Here is a 17,113-nt window from a genome sequence, read left to right as displayed (position 1 = left end):
AGCTTGGAAAAGCTGTCCCGGCTAACCGGTGCATATTTTCGAAGAAAAATAGGTTGCACCTGGTTGCACCTACCGCAAGCCAGAGCTAATCTCTCGGCCATCTGACGCCACGCGGTAGTGGCAACCATGAGGACAAGAAAAATGGCGACCACCACCCTTGGGGTCAAACTCGACGACCCGACCCGCGAACGCCTGAAAGCGGCGGCCCATTCGATCGACCGCACCCCGCACTGGCTGATCAAGCAGGCCATCTTCAACTACCTGGAAAAGCTCGAGAGCGGTGCAACCCTGAGCGAACTCAGCGGCCTGCCCCGTGGCGAAGCCGACGACGCCGGTGAAGTCCAGGCCGACCATGGTCACCAGTGCTTCCTCGAATTCGCCGAGAGCATCCTGCCGCAGTCGGTGCTGCGTGCCGCCATCACCGCCGCCTACCGTCGCCCCGAGCCGGAAGTGGTACCGATGCTGCTGGAACAGGCGCGCCTGCCGGCGGCCACCGCCGAAGCCACCAACAAGCTGGCCGCGACCATCGCCGAGAAACTGCGCAACCAGAAGAGCGCCGGCGGCCGTGCCGGCATCGTCCAGGGCCTGCTGCAGGAATTCTCCCTGTCGTCCCAGGAAGGCGTGGCCCTGATGTGCCTGGCCGAAGCCCTGCTGCGGATCCCCGACAAGGGCACCCGCGACGCCCTGATCCGCGACAAGATCAGCACCGGCAACTGGCAGCCGCACCTGGGCAACAGCCCATCGCTGTTCGTCAACGCCGCCACCTGGGGCCTGCTGCTGACCGGCAAGCTGGTCGCCACCCATAACGAGGCCGGCCTGACCTCGTCCCTGAGCCGCATCATCGGCAAGAGCGGCGAGCCGATGATCCGCAAGGGCGTCGACATGGCCATGCGCCTGATGGGCGAGCAGTTCGTCACCGGTGAAACCATCGCCGAGGCCCTGGCCAATGCCAGCAAGTTCGAAAGCAAGGGCTTCCGCTATTCCTACGACATGCTCGGCGAAGCGGCGCTGACCGAGCACGACGCGCAGAAGTACCTGGCGTCCTACGAGCAGGCCATCCATGCCATCGGCAAGGCCTCCCATGGCCGCGGCATCTATGAAGGCCCGGGCATCTCCATCAAGCTCTCGGCCCTGCACCCGCGCTACAGCCGCGCCCAGTACGAGCGTGTCATGGAGGAGCTGTACCCGCGCCTGCTGTCGCTGACTCTGCTGGCCAAGCAGTACGACATCGGCCTGAACATCGACGCCGAGGAAGCCGACCGCCTGGAGCTGTCCCTGGACCTGCTCGAACGCCTGTGCTTCGAGCCGCAACTGAGCGGCTGGAACGGCATCGGCTTCGTGATCCAGGCCTACCAGAAGCGTTGCCCTTACGTGATCGACTACGTGATCGACCTGGCCCGCCGCAGCCGCCATCGCCTGATGATCCGCCTGGTGAAGGGCGCCTATTGGGACAGCGAGATCAAGCGCGCCCAGGTCGAGGGCCTGGAAGGCTACCCGGTGTACACACGCAAGGTGTACACCGACGTGTCCTACATCGCCTGCGCCCGCAAGCTGCTCTCGGTACCGGAAGTCATCTACCCGCAGTTCGCCACCCACAACGCCCACACCCTGTCGGCGATCTACCATATCGCCGGGCAGAACTATTACCCCGGCCAGTACGAATTCCAGTGCCTGCACGGCATGGGCGAACCGCTCTACGAGCAGGTGGTGGGCAAGGTCGCCGAGGGCAAGCTGAACCGTCCGTGCCGCGTCTATGCGCCGGTCGGCACCCACGAGACGCTGCTGGCCTACCTGGTGCGCCGCCTGCTGGAAAACGGCGCCAACACCTCGTTCGTCAACCGCATCGCCGACCAGTCCGTGTCCATCCAGGAACTGGTGGCCGACCCGGTCGCCAGCATCGAGCAGATGGCCCTGCAGGAAGGCAGCTTCGGCCTGCCACATCCGCGCATCCCCCTGCCACGCGAGCTGTATGGCACCGAACGCGCCAACTCGGCGGGCATCGATATGGCCAACGAACACCGCCTCGCCTCGCTGTCCTGCGCCCTGCTGGCCAGCGCCAACACCCCGTGGAAAGCCGCGCCGATGCTCGGCTGCGTCTCCAGCAATGAAACCCCGGCGCCGGTGCTGAACCCGTCGGATCACCGCGACGTGGTCGGCCACGTCCAGGAAGCCAACAGCGAAGACGTCGACAACGCCATCCAGTGCGCCCTCAACGCCGCACCGATCTGGCAGGCCACACCGCCCGCCGAACGCGCGGCGATCCTGGAACGCGCCGCCGACCTGATGGAAGGCGAGATCCAGCCACTGATGGGCCTGCTGGTTCGCGAAGCCGGCAAGACCTACGCCAACGCCATCGCCGAAGTCCGCGAAGCGGTGGACTTCCTGCGCTACTACGCGGTACAGGCGCGCAACGACTTCACCAACGACGCCCACCGTCCGCTGGGCCCGGTGGTCTGCATCAGCCCGTGGAACTTCCCGCTGGCGATCTTCAGCGGCCAGGTTGCCGCCGCACTGGCCGCCGGCAACCCGGTGCTGGCCAAGCCGGCCGAACAGACCCCACTGATCGCCGCCCAGGCCGTGCGCCTGCTGCTCGAAGCCGGCATTCCGGAAGGTGTGGTGCAACTGCTGCCGGGCCGCGGTGAAACCGTCGGTGCGCGCCTGGTTGGCGACGAGCGGGTCAAGGGCGTGATGTTCACCGGCTCCACCGAAGTCGCGCGCCTGCTGCAACGCAATGTCGCCGGACGCCTGGACAACCAGGGCCGGCCGATCCCGCTGATCGCCGAAACCGGCGGGCAGAACGCGATGATCGTCGACTCCTCGGCGCTGACCGAACAGGTGGTGATCGACGTGGTCTCCTCGGCGTTCGACAGTGCCGGCCAGCGCTGCTCGGCCCTGCGTGTCCTGTGCCTGCAGGAAGACTCTGCCGACCGCGTGATCGAAATGCTCAAGGGCGCCATGGCCGAATCGCGCCTGGGCAACCCGGAGCGCCTGTCGGTGGACATCGGCCCGGTGATCGACGCCGAGGCCAAGGCCGGCATCGAGAAACACATCCAGGGCATGCGTGAAAAAGGTCGCAGCGTCTATCAGATGGCGATTGCCGATGGCGAGGAATGCAAGCGCGGCACCTTCGTGATGCCGACCCTGATCGAGCTGGAAAGCTTCGATGAGCTCAAGCGCGAGATCTTCGGCCCGGTACTGCACGTGGTGCGCTACAAGCGCAAGGACATCGACCAGCTGATCGCCCAGATCAACGCCAGCGGCTATGGCCTGACCCTGGGCGTACACACCCGGATCGACGAAACCATTGCCAAGGTGGTCGACAACGTCAACGCCGGCAACGTCTACGTCAACCGCAACATCGTCGGCGCGGTGGTCGGCGTGCAGCCGTTCGGCGGCGAGGGGCTGTCGGGCACCGGCCCGAAAGCCGGCGGCCCGCTGTACCTGTATCGCCTGCTGTCGACCCGTCCGGCCGATGCCATCGAGCAGTCCTTCGCCCGCGTAGACGCACACAATGCACCGGACGTGCGCCTGCGTGCAGCCATGGGCAAACCACTGAGCGCCCTGCAGGCCTGGGCTGCGGCCAACCAGCAGCAGGAACTGGCTGACCTCTGCGCACGCTTCGCCACCCAGTCGCAGAGCGGCATCACCCGCGCCCTGGCCGGTCCGACCGGCGAGCGCAACAGCTACGCCATCCTGCCGCGGGAGCACGTGCTGTGCCTGGCCGAACTCGAGGCGGATCTGCTGACCCAGCTCGCCGCCGTGCTGGCGGTGGGCAGCTCGGCGCTGTGGCCGGAAGGCGAACCGGGCAAGGCCCTGTATGCGCGCCTGCCGAAGGAAGTGCAGGCGCGCATCCAGCGGGTCGCCGACTGGCACAAGGACGAGGTGGTGTTCGACGCGGTCCTGCATCACGGCCACTCCGACCAGTTGCGCGCCGTGTGCCAGCAGGTGGCGAAACGGGCCGGCGCGATCGTTGGCGTGCAGGGCCTGTCCCAGGGCGAAACCGGCATCGCGCTGGAACGTCTGGTGATCGAGCGGGCACTGAGCGTCAACACCGCGGCGGCCGGCGGTAACGCCAGCCTGATGACCATCGGCTGATCCGCCCGCCAGCCTGGCGCCCGCAATGGGCGCCAGGCCTGTTTGCAACAGAACTCAAAAGGCAAGGCAGACCTGGCAAAGGGGCGGACCACGTCGTCGCTTTGACCCTCCATCACCCAGATCAATCTTGCTAGGCACTGTCCATTCAGCCACCTAGACTCGATTCATCCCATCAAAGGTAGGCCGCCATGTCCGAGACGCTGCTCAGTTCCCGCAATCTGGCTTTCGAGCTGTACGAAGTCCTCGATGCCGAAGGCCTGACCCGCCGCGAGCGGTTCGCCGAACATTCGCGGGAGACCTTCGACGCCGCCCTGGACACCGCCCGCACCATCGCCGAAAAGTTCTTCGCGCCGCACAACCGCAAGAACGATGAAAACGAACCGCGCTATGAAAATGGCGAAGCGATCCTGATCCCGGAAGTGAAGCCGGCGGTGGATGCGTTCCTCGAGGCCGGTTTCCTCAATGCCGCACGCAGCTTCGAGGCCGGCGGCATGCAACTGCCGACCCTGCTGTCCCAGGCCTGCTTCGCGCACTTCCAGTCGGCCAACGCCGCGTCGACCTCCTACCCGTTCCTGACCATGGGCGCGGCCAACCTGATCGAGAGCTTCGGCAGCGACGAACAGAAGCGCCGCTTCCTGCAGCCGATGATCGACGGCCGCTTCTTCGGCACCATGGCCCTGACCGAGCCCCACGCCGGCTCGTCGCTGGCCGATATCCGTACCCGCGCCGAACCTGCGACCGACGGCAGCTACCGGCTCAAGGGCAACAAGATCTTCATTTCCGGCGGCGACCACCCCTTGTCGGAAAACATCGTGCACATGGTTCTGGCCAAGCTGCCGGATGCCCCACCTGGGGTGAAGGGTATCTCGCTGTTCATCGTGCCCAAGTTCCTGGTCAACGACGATGGCAGCCTCGGTGCGCGCAACGACGTGTTGCTGGCCGGGCTGTTCCACAAGATGGGCTGGCGCGGCACCACTTCCACGGCACTGAACTTCGGCGATAACGGCAATTGCGTGGGTTATCTGGTGGGCAAACCCCATCACGGCCTCAGCTACATGTTCCAGATGATGAACGAGGCGCGCATCGGCGTCGGCATGGGCGCGGTCATGCTCGGCTACGCCGGCTACCTGTACTCCCTGGAATATGCACGGGAGCGTCCGCAAGGCCGGCTGCCCGACAGCAAGGACCCGAACACCGCACCGGTGGCGATCATCCAGCACGCCGACGTCAAGCGCATGCTGCTGACCCAGAAGGCCTATGTCGAAGGCGCCTTCGACCTGGGCCTGTACGCCGCCCGTCTGTTCGACGACACCACCACCCTGGAATCGGAAGCCGATCGGCGACAGGCCCATGAACTGCTCGACCTGCTGACGCCGATCGTCAAATCCTGGCCGTCGGAGTTCTGCCTCAAGGCCAACGAACTGGCCATCCAGATCCTCGGCGGCCATGGCTACACCCGCGAGTACCCGGTGGAGCAGTACTACCGCGACAACCGCCTGAATCCGATCCACGAGGGCACCCATGGCATCCAGTCGCTGGACCTGCTCGGCCGCAAGCTGGCGCAGAACGGCGGCGCCGGCCTCAAGCAACTGATCCGCCTGATCGCCGACACCGGCCAGCGTGCCGCCGCGTACCCGGCGCTGGATGCGTTGCGCGAACCGCTGGAGCAACTGGTCGCCCGCCTGCAGGCAGTGACCATCGGCCTGCTCGGCGACCTGGCACAAGGCAAGGTCAACAGCGGCCTGGCCAACTCGGCGCTGTATCTCAAGGCTTTTGGCCACACGGTAATCGGCTGGCGCTGGCTGGAGCAGGCGGTGCGGGCCGAGGAAGGCCTGGCCAGGGGCAACGCCGCCGACCTCGCGTTCTATAAGGGCAAGCTGCAGGCGGCCCGCTACTTCCTGACCTGGGAGGTGCCAGGCTGCCATCATGAACTGGCGATTCTGCAGGCACGGGACGACACCTGCCTGTCGATGCGCGAGGAGTGGTTCTAAAGCTTTTGACAGCGGTACATTTCAACAGGTTAGAATCGCTGGCACGCAGACTGCATGGTTCAGTCTGCGCACCCGCCTTTCCAGCTTTATGGAGTACTGCCTTTGAATGCGACGACCATCAACAGCCTGTTCTTGATCGGCGCGTTGCTGGTAGGCGCAAGTATCCTGGTCAGTTCCCTCTCCTCGCGCCTGGGCATCCCGATCCTGGTGATCATCCTCGCGGTGGGCATGACCGCCGGCGTTGACGGCGGCGGCATCATCTTCGACAACTACCCGACCGCCTACCTGGTGGGCAACCTGGCGCTCGCCGTGATCCTGCTCGATGGCGGCCTGCGCACGCGGGTGGCGAGCTTCCGCGTGGCACTCTGGCCGGCGCTGTCGCTGGCGACGGTGGGCGTGCTGATCACCACCGGGCTGACCGGCATGGCCGCCGCCTGGCTGTTCGACCTGAACATCATCCAGGGCCTGCTGATCGGCGCCATCGTCGGCTCGACCGACGCCGCCGCGGTGTTCTCCCTGCTCGGCGGCAAGGGCCTCAACGAACGGGTGACCGCCAGCCTGGAAATCGAGTCGGGCAGTAACGACCCGATGGCGGTGTTCCTCACCGTGACCCTGATCGACATGCTCGCCAGCGGCCAGACCGGCCTGCACTGGAGCCTGCTCGGCCACCTGGTTCGTGAATTCGGCATCGGCGGCGTCATCGGCCTCGGCGGCGGCTGGCTGATGCTGCAACTGGTCAACCGCATCAACCTGGCCAACGGCCTGTACCCGATCCTGGTGATCGCTGGCGGCCTGGTGGTCTTTGCCCTGACCAACGCCCTGCACGGCAGTGGCTTCCTCGCCGTCTACCTGTGTGGCCTGGTGATCGGCAACCGCCCGGTGCGCAGCCGCCACGGCATCCTGCACATGCTCGACGGCATGGCCTGGCTGGCGCAGATCGGCATGTTCCTGGTGCTGGGCCTGCTGGTCACGCCGCACGACCTGCTGCCCATCGCCCTGCCGGCCCTGGGGCTGGCGCTGTGGATGATCCTGTTCGCCCGGCCGCTGTCGGTGGTGGTCGGCCTGCTGCCGTTCCGCGCCTTCCATGGCCGGGAAAAGGCCTTTATCTCCTGGGTTGGCCTGCGCGGCGCGGTCCCGATCATTCTCGCGGTGTTCCCGCTGATGGCCGGCCTGCCCCATGCGCAGCTCTACTTCAACTTGGCGTTCTTCATCGTGCTGGTGTCGCTGCTGGTGCAGGGCACCAGCCTGCCCTGGGTGGCCAAGCTGCTCAAGGTCACCGTACCACCGGAGCCGGCGCCGATTTCCCGGGCCGCCCTGGAAGTGCACGTCACCAGCGAGTGGGAACTGTTCGTCTATCGCCTCGGTGCGGAGAAATGGTGCATCGGTGCCGCCCTGCGCGAGCTGAAGATGCCCGAGGGCACACGCATCGCCGCCCTGTTCCGCGGCCAGCAATTGCTCCATCCGTCGGGTAGCACCACCCTGGAAGTCGGCGACCTGCTCTGCGTCATCGGCCACGAACACAACCTGCCGGCCCTCGGCAAGCTGTTCAGCCAGGCCCCGCAACGCGGCCTCGACCTGCGCTTCTTCGGCGACTTCGTCCTCGAGGGCGACGCCCAGTTGGGCGCGGTCGCGGCCCTGTATGGCCTGAAACTCGAAGGCGACGACCCGAATACCCCGCTGGGCAGCTTCATCGCCCACAAGGTCGGTGGCGCGCCCATCGTCGGCGACCAGGTGGAGTGGAACAACACCATCTGGACCGTGGCGGTCATGGACGGGAACAAGATCGGCAAAGTCGGCGTCAGATTCCCCGAAGGAAGTCGCCCAGGGCCGGGACTCTTCCTCTAAACTGCCCACTTCCCGACTTACCTGGCTCGATCGGTACCTATGTCCTTCTTGCGCTCTGTTTCTCTTGCCGCCCTGCTGGGCCTGAGTCTTTCCGTCGGCACGTTGCAGGCTGCCGAACCGCCCACCAGCGAGTCGGTCCAGCAGAGCCTGGACAAGATCGCCGATCGCAAGCTGCCGGATGCCGATCAGAAAGCCCTGCAACAGGTGCTGCAACAGACCCTGAGCTGGCTGTCCAGTGCCGACGACTACACCAGGCGCCTGGCCGCGACCAAGCAGCAGGTGGCCGAAGCCCCGCGCCAGACCAGCGAGAACCAGCGCGAACTGGCTCGCCTGAAAGCCACCCGGGTGATTCCGGTCGCCCAGCGCTATGCCAGCCAATCGGTGCCGCAACTGGAGCAACTGCTGGCCGAGCGCACCACCCAGCAGGGTGAGCTGCAAAAGGCCCTGGCCGACGCCAACAGCCTGATCATCACCGCCCAGACCCGCCCCGAACGGGCCCAGTCGGAAATCAGCAACAGCCAGACCCGCATCCAGCAGATCAACACCATCCTCAAGCTGGGCAAGGACAACGGCAAGACCCTCAGCATCGAACAACGCAACCAGTTGACCGCCGAGCTGGCGTCGATCAACGCGCTGATCCCGCTGCGCCGCCAGGAACTGGCGGGCAATAGCCAACTGCAGGACCTGGGCAACAGCCAGCACGACCTGCTGATGGAAAAGACCGCGCGCCTGGAACAGGAAATCCAGGACATGCAGACGCTGATCAACCAGAAGCGCCTGGCCCAGTCCCAGCAGACCGTCACCCAGCAGTCCATCGAAGCGCAGAAAGCCGGCGACAGCAGCCTGCTGGCGACCGAGAGCGCGACCAACCTGAGGCTCTCCGACTACCTGCTCAAGAGCACCGACCGTCTCAACGAGCTGACCCAGCAGAACCTGCAGACCAAGCAGCAGCTCGACACCCTGACCCAGAGCGACCAGGCCCTGGACGAGCAGATCAACGTGCTCAAGGGCAGCCTGCTGCTGTCGAAGATTCTCTACAAGCAGAAACAGGCCCTGCCCCGCCTGAAGGTCGACAAGAACCTGGCGGACGAGATCGCCGACATCCGTCTGTACCAGTTCGAGGTCAACCAGCAGCGTGAACTGCTCAGCAGTCCGTCCAGCTACGTGGAGAACCTGCTGGCGACCCAGCCGCCGGAGCAGGTCACCACGCAGTTGCGCCGCACCCTGCTCGACCTGGCCGTGACCCGCAGCGACCTGCTGGAACGCCTGAACCGCGAACTGAGCGCGTTGCTCAACGAGTCCATCACCCTGCAACTGAACCAGAAACAGTTGCTCAGCACGGCCCAGAACCTGCGCGCGACCCTCGACGAGCAGATGTTCTGGATCCCGAGCAACAAACCGCTGGACCTGGAGTGGCTGGAAGGCGTGCCCAACCGCCTGCAGAAACAGGTCACCACGCTGCCCTGGCTGTCCAGCATCAGCGAACTGACTGACGGCCTGCTGCAACGCCCCCTGCTGTTCCTGCCGCTGCTGCTGGTGATCGGCGGGCTCCTGTGGAAGCGCAACTACCTCTACGGGCGGCTGAACAAGGTCCACAAGGACATCGGCCACTTCAAGCGCGACAGCCAGTGGCATACGCCGCTGGCAATCCTGGTCAACATCCTCCTGGCGATGCCGGTCACCCTGGCCCTGGCGCTGTGCGGCTACGCCCTGCAGATCGACGCCCGCGGCCAGAACGCCAACCTCGGCGCCGCGCTGCTGCAAATCTCCCAGGCCTGGCTGGTGTTCTACACCGCGTACCGGGTGCTGGCGCCCGGTGGTGTCGCCGAGCTGCATTTCCACTGGGAAAAACCCCAGGTCGAATTCCTCCAGGGCTGGGTCCGGCGCCTGGGCTTCGTCGTGCTGGCCCTGGTGGCCGTGGTGGCCGTGGCCGAGCTGCAGCCGGCATCGCTGGCCGACGACGTGCTCGGCATCGGCGTGGTACTGACCTGCTATGCGCTGATGGCCTGGCTGCTCAGCCGCCTGCTGCTGGGCAGCCCGAACCACGGCAAGGCCTCGCTGTTCCGCAAACTGATCGGCGTACTCTTCACCGCCCTGCCCATCGCCCTGTTCGTCGCGGTCTGCTTCGGCTACTACTACACCGCGCTGAAACTCAGCGATCGACTGATCGACACCCTGTACCTGCTGATGTTCTGGCTGGTGATCGAGGCCACCTTCGTTCGCGGGCTGGCCGTGGCCGCCCGGCGCCTGGCCTACCAGCGTGCCCTGAGCAAACGCCAGGCGGCCAAGGAAGCGGGCGACGGCGAGGTGGTGGTCGAGGAACCGACCCTGGACATCGAACAGGTCAACCAGCAGTCCCTGCGCCTGATCCGCCTGGCCCTGCTCGGCGGCTTCGTCGCCGCGCTGTACTGGGTCTGGTCGGACCTGATCACGGTGTTCTCCTACCTGGACAACATCACCCTCTACGAATACACCAGCGGCACCGGCGCGGCCATGAGCATGGTGCCGATCACCCTCGGCAACCTGATCGGAGCACTGGCGATCGTCGGTATCACCCTGGCCCTGGCGCGCAACCTGCCCGGCCTGCTGGAAGTCCTGGTGCTGTCCAAGCTCGACCTGGCCCAAGGCAGCGCCTACGCCACCACCACGCTGCTGTCCTACATCATTGTCGGCATCGGTTTCGTCTCCACCCTGTCGACCCTCGGCGTGAGCTGGGACAAGTTGCAATGGCTGGTGGCGGCGCTCTCGGTGGGCCTGGGTTTCGGCATGCAGGAAATCTTCGCCAACTTCATCTCCGGCATCATGATCCTGTTCGAGCGTCCGGTCCGCATCGGCGACACCATCACCATCGGCACGCTGTCGGGTACGGTGAGCAAGATCCGCATCCGCGCCACCACCATCACCGACTTCGATCGCAAGGACATCATCGTCCCGAACAAGACCTTCATCACCGGGCAACTGATCAACTGGTCGCTGACCGACACCGTCACCCGCGTGACCCTCAAGCTCGGCGTGGACTACGGCTCCGACCTGGACCGCGTGAAGGAACTGCTGCTCAAGGCCGCCCGCGACAACCCGCGGGTGCTCAAGGAACCCGAGCCACACGTGTATTTCCTCAACTTCGGCGAAAGCACGCTGGATCATGAGCTGCGCATGCACGTGCGCGACCTGGGCGACCGCAACCCGGTGATCGACGAGGTCAACCGCTTCATCAACCGCGAATTCAAGAAGGAGCACATCAACATCTCCTTCCGGCAGATGGAGGTCTACCTCAAGAACCTGCATGGCCAGGAATACAAGTTGGTGCCAGTGGAAGACGAGGCACCCACCCTGGTACCCGCCAAACCGGATCAAGTCCCTCCCGCGGCCAAGCTCGACTAGCGCAAGCCGGCTAATCCCAGCAGAATGCCAGGACATTCTGCTGGAGATGGCCGTTGAAAGCCCTCGACGAACTGACCTTCGACAACCGCTTCGCCCGCCTGGGCGATGCCTTTTCCACCCATGTGCTGCCCGAGCCCATCGACAACCCGCGCCTGGTCGCGGCCAGCCCGGCGGCCATGGCGCTGCTCGACCTGGACCCGGCGAGCGCCGAAGAGGACGACTTCGCCCAGCTGTTCGGCGGCCACACGCTGTGGGCCGAGGCCGAGCCACGGGCGATGGTCTATTCGGGACACCAGTTCGGCTCCTACAACCCGCGCCTGGGCGATGGCCGCGGGCTGCTGCTCGGCGAGGTCAAAAACGCGGCCGGCGAACACTGGGACCTGCACCTCAAGGGTGCCGGACAGACCCCCTACTCGCGCATGGGCGACGGCCGAGCGGTGCTGCGCTCGTCGATCCGCGAATTTCTCGCCTCCGAAGCCCTGCAGGCCCTGGGCATTCCCAGCAGCCGCGCACTGTGCGTGATCGGTTCGGATACCCCGGTCTGGCGCGAGCGGCAGGAGCGCGCGGCGATGGTCCTGCGCCTGGCGCCGAGCCATGTCCGCTTCGGCCACTTCGAGTACTTCTACTACACCCAGCAGACCGAGCAGCACAAACAGCTCGCCGAATACGTCTTGGCGCAGCACTTCCCCGAGTGCCTGGCACAGCCGGAGCCATACCTGGCGATGTTCCGCGAAATCGTCGAGCGCAACGCCGAGCTGATCGCCAAATGGCAGGCCTATGGTTTCTGCCATGGCGTGATGAATACCGACAACATGTCGATCCTGGGCATCACCTTCGACTTCGGCCCCTTCGCCTTCCTCGATGATTTCGACGCCCACTTCATCTGCAACCACTCCGACGACCAGGGCCGCTACTCGTTCAGCAACCAGGTGCCGATCGGCCAGTGGAACCTCAGTGCGCTGGCGCAGGCACTGACACCGTTCATCAGCGTCGAGGCCCTGCGCGAAGCCCTCGGACTGTTCCTGCCGCTGTACCAGGCCCACTACCTGGACCTGATGCGCCGCCGCCTCGGCCTGACCACCGCAGAAGATGGCGACCAGCAACTGGTGGAGGATTTGCTGCAGCGGATGCAGGTCGGCGGCGTCGACTACAGCCTGTTCTTCCGCCGCCTGGGCGACCAGCCGGCCCACCTGGCGGTGGCACGCCTACGCGACGACTTCATCGACCTCAGGGGCTTCGACGCCTGGGCCGAACGCTACACCGCCCGTGTCGCCCGCGAGCCGGACCAGGATGAAGCTCGGCGCCAGGCACGCATGCACGCGGTCAACCCGCTGTACATCCTGCGCAACTACCTGGCGCAGCGGGCCATCGAGGCTGCGGAAAAAGGTGATTACACCGAAGTACGCCAGCTACACGCGGTACTGAGCCAACCGTTCGAGGAACAGCCAGGGATGGAGGCCTATGCCGAAAGGCCCCCGGAATGGGGCAAGCATCTGGAAATCAGTTGCTCATCCTGAAGCACGAGGCCATACGGCTGGCTCAGATAAAGATCTGCTCCCGTACCCCAAAGCGCTCGGCCAGCCAGCGGATCTGGCGCAGGTTGAGCTGGCGCTTGCCGCTGAGGATCTCGGAGACCACCGATTGCGGCCCCACCCCGGGCAAATCGCTCTGCTTCAGGCCATGCTCGCGCATCATCTCCCGCAGCACATCGGCCCCGCTGGCCAGCGGCATGGGCCAGTGTTCCTTGTCATAAGCCTCGATGTAATCACTGATGATGTTCACCAGACTCATGAGCGGATTCGATTCGTCTTCACCCACGATGCCCAGCAGCTCGTCGAGAGCCTCGACAAGAGCATCGTAATCGGCCTCGTTTTTTGGTTTGCGCAGCAGTGGTTCCACAAACGGCCAGTGCTCGGATGCCTGCTTGACGGCAGCGCTCATCAACACGTCTCCTTCCATTTACCCTTGTCATAGTCGCGGTGGTCCAGCACCTGCTTCATGTACAGCTGCTGGGCACCGTAATGCACACCCGCAATCAGCCGCAGCTTGTTCCCACCGATATCAAACACATGCAGCCTGCCGACCTTGTCTGTCGCCAGAAATATCGCCTTGAGCGCTGAAAAATTTCCAGGACTGCTCCCTTTGATCCGCCTGCACCAGGCATCCAGCGCACTGGCAGCCTCAGGCCATTTCGCCCTGGCCTCGCGAATCCGCTTCTCGGTAATCACCCGCATGCAACATCCTTATCGCATCTTGCTATAGAGACTAGCCGCCGCATCAAACTATCGCAATTTGCTATGAAATAATCTGACCGATGGCATACACCTTCAGGCTAGGCGCTCAACCAAAGACCCCGCGAGTGAAAGTGTGAGGGTATGCGACACCGGCGCAGCGCCTTGATAAAGCGCGCTCCAGCCTCCAGATAGGAACAATGGCCAATCCTGCGGAGCCCATGCCCATGTCCGACCCCCTGATGATCCCCTGCCCCCACTGCAACGGCCTCAACCGCCTGCCTGCCGAACGCCTCGGCGACCAGCCGAAATGCGGGCGCTGCAAGGGCGAGGTGCTGCTGAACAAGCCTTTCGACCTGAACCAGGGCGCTTACGCCAGCCAGGTCAAGGGCGACCTGCCGTTGCTGCTGGATGTCTGGGCGGATTGGTGCGGGCCGTGCAAGTCGTTTGTGCCGGTGTTCGAACAGGCAGCCAGCCAGCTGGCCGGCAAGTGCCGCCTGGCCAAGCTCGACAGCGAGGCCAACCCGCAACTGTCGGCCCAACTGGGCATCCGCTCGATTCCCAGCCTGATCCTGTTCAGGAATGGCCGGGAAGTTGCGCGCCAGAGCGGGGCCTTTCCATTGCCGCAACTGCTGGCCTGGCTGCGCAGCCAGGGCATCGCGGCCTAGTGGCCTTACTGGGCCTTCTCTTCCAGCAGGTTGTGCAGTTCGACGAACTGCTGGGTCAGCTTGTGTCGCGGGTCGAAGTGAATCAGCGGTTTGCTGGCCTCATGGGACTCGCGCATCTTCACCGAACTGCCGAGGTACACCGGTAGCACCGGCAACCCGTCGGCGATCAGGCCGTCGAGCATCTGCTGCGGCAGGCTGGCCCTGGCCTGGAACTGGTTGACCACGATGCCCTCGACCTGCAGATCCTCGTTGTGGTCATCCTTCAACTCTTCGATCTCCGCCAGCAGGCCGTACAGCGCCTGGCGCGAGAAACTGTCGCAGTCGAAGGGAATCAATACGCGATCAGCGGCGATCAACGCTGAAACCGCGTAAAAATTCAGTGCCGGCGGAGTATCCAGGTAGATGCGATCGTAGTCCTCGGCCAATTCCTCCAGGAGTTTGCGCAGCTTGTTGATCTTGTGCTTGGCCTCGAGCTTGGGTTGCAGGTCGGCCAGTTCGGGGGTGGCGGTGATCACATGCAGGTTGTCGAACGGCGTCTCGTAGATATCCACCTGGTTCTTCTTCGAGAACGGCCCGGACGACAGGGTCTGCTTGAAGAAGTCGGCGATCCCCATGGGAATGTCCTCACCGGTCAGGCCGGTCAGGTACTGCGTGGAGTTGGCCTGGGCATCGAGGTCCACCAACAGGGTCCGATAACCTTCGCTGGCACTGACCGCCGCCAGGTTGCAGGCAATGCTCGACTTGCCGACCCCACCTTTCTGATTGAACACCACACGCCGCATGACAAGACCTCCGTGTATCAATGAATGACCGAGTGTAGAGGGCTTGGCTGTCGCTTCGCCACCTCGAGGAGACAAGAACCCCCTCGCGATAACCGATAACTCGGCGAACTCCGAAAGATTCCATTCAATCGAAGGAAACGGCCGACAGATGTCTCACCGAAAACATGAATAATAGCCATATGACATCTATTCGGTTGTCCGTCTGTAAATTTTATCGTGCAAAATGTAGCCAATTGTTTGCTACAAGCCCGCCACACCGGGATAATGCGCGCCACTCGGCCACAGCGCCACGCCAAGGTGGGTATCGCTCCAAGCATCCAGCCGCAGCGTTTCAAGGAAGCCCGCAGGGGCGGGAAGACACTCAGTGATCAACTTCAATATCGCTCAATGGCGCGCCTGGGCCCCGAGCCTCGAAAGCGTGTCCGACTGGCAGGCCTGGAGCCGCCAGCCTACGGTGCCAGCCGCGAGCGATGCGGCTCCCGATGTGTCGTTCCTGCCGGCCATGCAGCGCCGTCGTCTCAGCCGCCTGGCACGCATGGCGTTCAGCGTCGGCTGGCCACTGGCCGAGGGCCATGAGGCACTGCCCCTGGTATTCATTTCCCGCCACGGCGAAACCCCGCGCACGCTGGAAATCCTCAGCGACCTGGCCGCCGACCAGCCGCTCTCGCCCACCCAGTTCAGCCTCTCGGTGCATAACGCCATTATCGGCCTGTGGTCGATCATGCGCGGTGAAACCAGCGAAATGACCGCCCTGGCCGCCAATGGCGACGGTCTCGAGCACGGCATGCTGGAAGCCGCGGCGCTGCTCGCCGAGGGCGCGCCGGCGGTGCTGCTGGTGATCACCGAGGAACAGCCGCCCGAGGCCTACAGCCGCTGGATCGACGACGTGCCGTTCCCCTATGCCGTCGGCCTGCTGCTGACACCGGGCGATGACTGGCAGTTGTCCCTCGGGCGCTGCGAAGACCAGGGCACCCGCGCCGAATGGCCCCATGCGCTGAACCTGGTACGAACCCTGCTCGGATCGCAAACCGCTTGCCAACACACATGGAAGACCCGTGCATGGAACTGGCAACGCCGAGCATGACCAGGCCCCGCGACGCCTATTACTGGCGCCTGCTGGCCACCGCCATCAGCTTTGCCCTGTTCGGCCTGGGCGGCCTGTGCCTGCGCCTGGTGATCTTCCCCCTGCTCGCCTGCCTGCCCGGCGACGCGCAACGCCAGCGCGAGCGGGCCAGACGCACGGTGAGCCGGCTGTTCTGGCTGTTCATCCGCTTCATGGCCCGCAGCGGTGTGCTGACCTATGAGGTCGAAGGCGCGGATCGGCTCGGGCGTCCCGGCCAGATGATCATCGCCAACCACCCGTCGCTGATCGACGTGGTGTTCCTCATCGGCCTGGTGCGCAACGCCAACTGCGTGGTCAAGCAGAGCCTCTGGCAAAACCCGTTCACCCGCGGGCCGGTGCGCTCCACCGAATACATCAGCAACGACGGCAGCATGGAGATGCTCGATACCGCCGTCGGTGCCCTGCAGGGTGGCCAGACCCTGATCATCTTCCCCGAAGGCACCCGTACCTCGCCCGGCACGGCACCGGCCTTTCATCGCGGCGCCGCCGCAATCGCCCTGCGCGGTGCGAGAATCATCACCCCTGTGGTGATCGAGGTCAGCCCCACCACCCTGACCAAGGCCGAACCCTGGTATCGCATCCCGCACCGCCGGGTGCACTTCAGTTTTCGTGTCGGGGCCGATATAGACCCACAGACCTTCGCCAGCCAGGGCCCCGCGCCCCAGGCTTCGCGCAAGCTCAACGATTTTCTGCATCATTACTTCATTAAGGAGCTCGCCACAGATGAGCGATCCAACAAGCGCCCTGCACCTTGAAATCAAGGAGCTGATCATCGAAGCCCTCGGCCTCGAAGACATCAGCGCCCAGGACATCGGCAACGAGCAGACGCTGTTCGGCGAAGGCCTCGGCCTGGACTCGGTGGACGCCCTCGAACTCGGCCTGGCCATCCAGAAACGCTACGGCATCAAGATCGACGCCGACGCCAAGGACACCCGTGACCATTTTTCCAGCGTGGCCAGCCTTGCGGCTTTCGTCACGGCAAAACAGGCAGCGTGAG

General features: G+C 64.6%; 12 protein-coding genes. 9 read left to right on the top strand and 3 right to left on the bottom strand.

Going from position 1 to position 17,113, the window contains the following annotated elements:
• The first annotated feature begins 141 nt into the window (after nucleotides 1–141).
• From putA to selO, 5 genes are all read left to right on the top strand, one after another.
• Complete coding sequence (putA, locus tag ACMGT0_RS03285; RefSeq protein ID WP_416771465.1) at nucleotides 142–4,095, top strand: trifunctional transcriptional regulator/proline dehydrogenase/L-glutamate gamma-semialdehyde dehydrogenase; 3,954 nt, start codon at nucleotides 142–144, stop codon at nucleotides 4,093–4,095.
• 188 nt (nucleotides 4,096–4,283) lie between these two features.
• The gene (locus ACMGT0_RS03280; RefSeq protein ID WP_054060683.1) at nucleotides 4,284–6,086 is read left to right on the top strand and encodes an acyl-CoA dehydrogenase; all 1,803 of its coding nucleotides are present in this window, start codon (nucleotides 4,284–4,286) and stop codon (nucleotides 6,084–6,086) included.
• A 102-nt stretch (nucleotides 6,087–6,188) separates the two neighbouring features.
• Nucleotides 6,189–7,931 carry a potassium/proton antiporter gene (locus tag ACMGT0_RS03275; protein ID WP_054060682.1) on the top strand — a complete coding sequence of 581 codons (1,743 nt, stop codon included), beginning with the start codon at nucleotides 6,189–6,191 and terminating at the stop codon, nucleotides 7,929–7,931.
• 39 nt (nucleotides 7,932–7,970) lie between these two features.
• Nucleotides 7,971–11,312 (top strand): mechanosensitive channel MscK, encoded by a 3,342-nt coding sequence (gene mscK, locus ACMGT0_RS03270; protein WP_416771462.1) that lies wholly within the window; start codon nucleotides 7,971–7,973, stop codon nucleotides 11,310–11,312.
• Between the two features lie 53 nt (nucleotides 11,313–11,365).
• The gene (selO, locus tag ACMGT0_RS03265; protein WP_416771460.1) at nucleotides 11,366–12,829 is read left to right on the top strand and encodes a protein adenylyltransferase SelO; all 1,464 of its coding nucleotides are present in this window, start codon (nucleotides 11,366–11,368) and stop codon (nucleotides 12,827–12,829) included.
• 22 nt (nucleotides 12,830–12,851) lie between these two features.
• Here the strand turns inward: selO and ACMGT0_RS03260 are convergent, their stop codons facing one another.
• Nucleotides 12,852–13,253, bottom strand: coding sequence for a helix-turn-helix domain-containing protein (locus tag ACMGT0_RS03260; RefSeq protein ID WP_416771458.1), 402 nt, complete (start codon nucleotides 13,251–13,253; stop codon nucleotides 12,852–12,854).
• Nucleotides 13,253–13,546: a type II toxin-antitoxin system HigB family toxin gene (locus tag ACMGT0_RS03255; RefSeq protein WP_416771456.1), complete on the bottom strand. Its 294-nt coding sequence runs from the start codon at nucleotides 13,544–13,546 to the stop codon at nucleotides 13,253–13,255. The genes ACMGT0_RS03260 and ACMGT0_RS03255 overlap by 1 nt, the downstream gene beginning before the upstream one ends.
• A 224-nt stretch (nucleotides 13,547–13,770) precedes the next feature.
• Here ACMGT0_RS03255 and trxC point away from each other — a divergent pair, with 224 nt between their 5' ends.
• Nucleotides 13,771–14,211: a thioredoxin TrxC gene (trxC, locus tag ACMGT0_RS03250; protein WP_416771454.1), complete on the top strand. Its 441-nt coding sequence runs from the start codon at nucleotides 13,771–13,773 to the stop codon at nucleotides 14,209–14,211.
• Between the two features lie 5 nt (nucleotides 14,212–14,216).
• Here the strand turns inward: trxC and ACMGT0_RS03245 are convergent, their stop codons facing one another.
• A complete protein-coding gene (locus ACMGT0_RS03245) occupies nucleotides 14,217–14,993 on the bottom strand; it encodes a ParA family protein (RefSeq protein WP_054060676.1) in 777 nt (258 codons plus the stop codon).
• 364 nt (nucleotides 14,994–15,357) lie between these two features.
• Here ACMGT0_RS03245 and ACMGT0_RS03240 point away from each other — a divergent pair, with 364 nt between their 5' ends.
• Genes ACMGT0_RS03240 through ACMGT0_RS03230 form a run of 3 tightly spaced genes read left to right on the top strand, consistent with a single transcriptional unit; the run spans nucleotide 15,358 to nucleotide 17,112 of the window.
• Nucleotides 15,358–16,077 carry a beta-ketoacyl synthase chain length factor gene (locus ACMGT0_RS03240; protein ID WP_054060675.1) on the top strand — a complete coding sequence of 240 codons (720 nt, stop codon included), beginning with the start codon at nucleotides 15,358–15,360 and terminating at the stop codon, nucleotides 16,075–16,077.
• Complete coding sequence (locus ACMGT0_RS03235; RefSeq protein ID WP_054060674.1) at nucleotides 16,053–16,871, top strand: lysophospholipid acyltransferase family protein; 819 nt, start codon at nucleotides 16,053–16,055, stop codon at nucleotides 16,869–16,871. Before ACMGT0_RS03240 ends, ACMGT0_RS03235 begins: the two co-directional genes overlap by 25 nt.
• A complete protein-coding gene (locus tag ACMGT0_RS03230) occupies nucleotides 16,840–17,112 on the top strand; it encodes a phosphopantetheine-binding protein (protein WP_017903727.1) in 273 nt (90 codons plus the stop codon). Before ACMGT0_RS03235 ends, ACMGT0_RS03230 begins: the two co-directional genes overlap by 32 nt.
• The last annotated feature ends 1 nt before the right edge of the window (nucleotide 17,113 follow it).

Origin of the sequence: Pseudomonas sp. RHF3.3-3 (assembly GCF_048069595.1) — a bacterium.
GTDB lineage: Bacteria > Pseudomonadota > Gammaproteobacteria > Pseudomonadales > Pseudomonadaceae > Aquipseudomonas > Aquipseudomonas fuscovaginae_B.
Note: the sequence above shows the minus strand (reverse complement) of the source record. Positions and strands in the feature narration are given on the sequence as shown.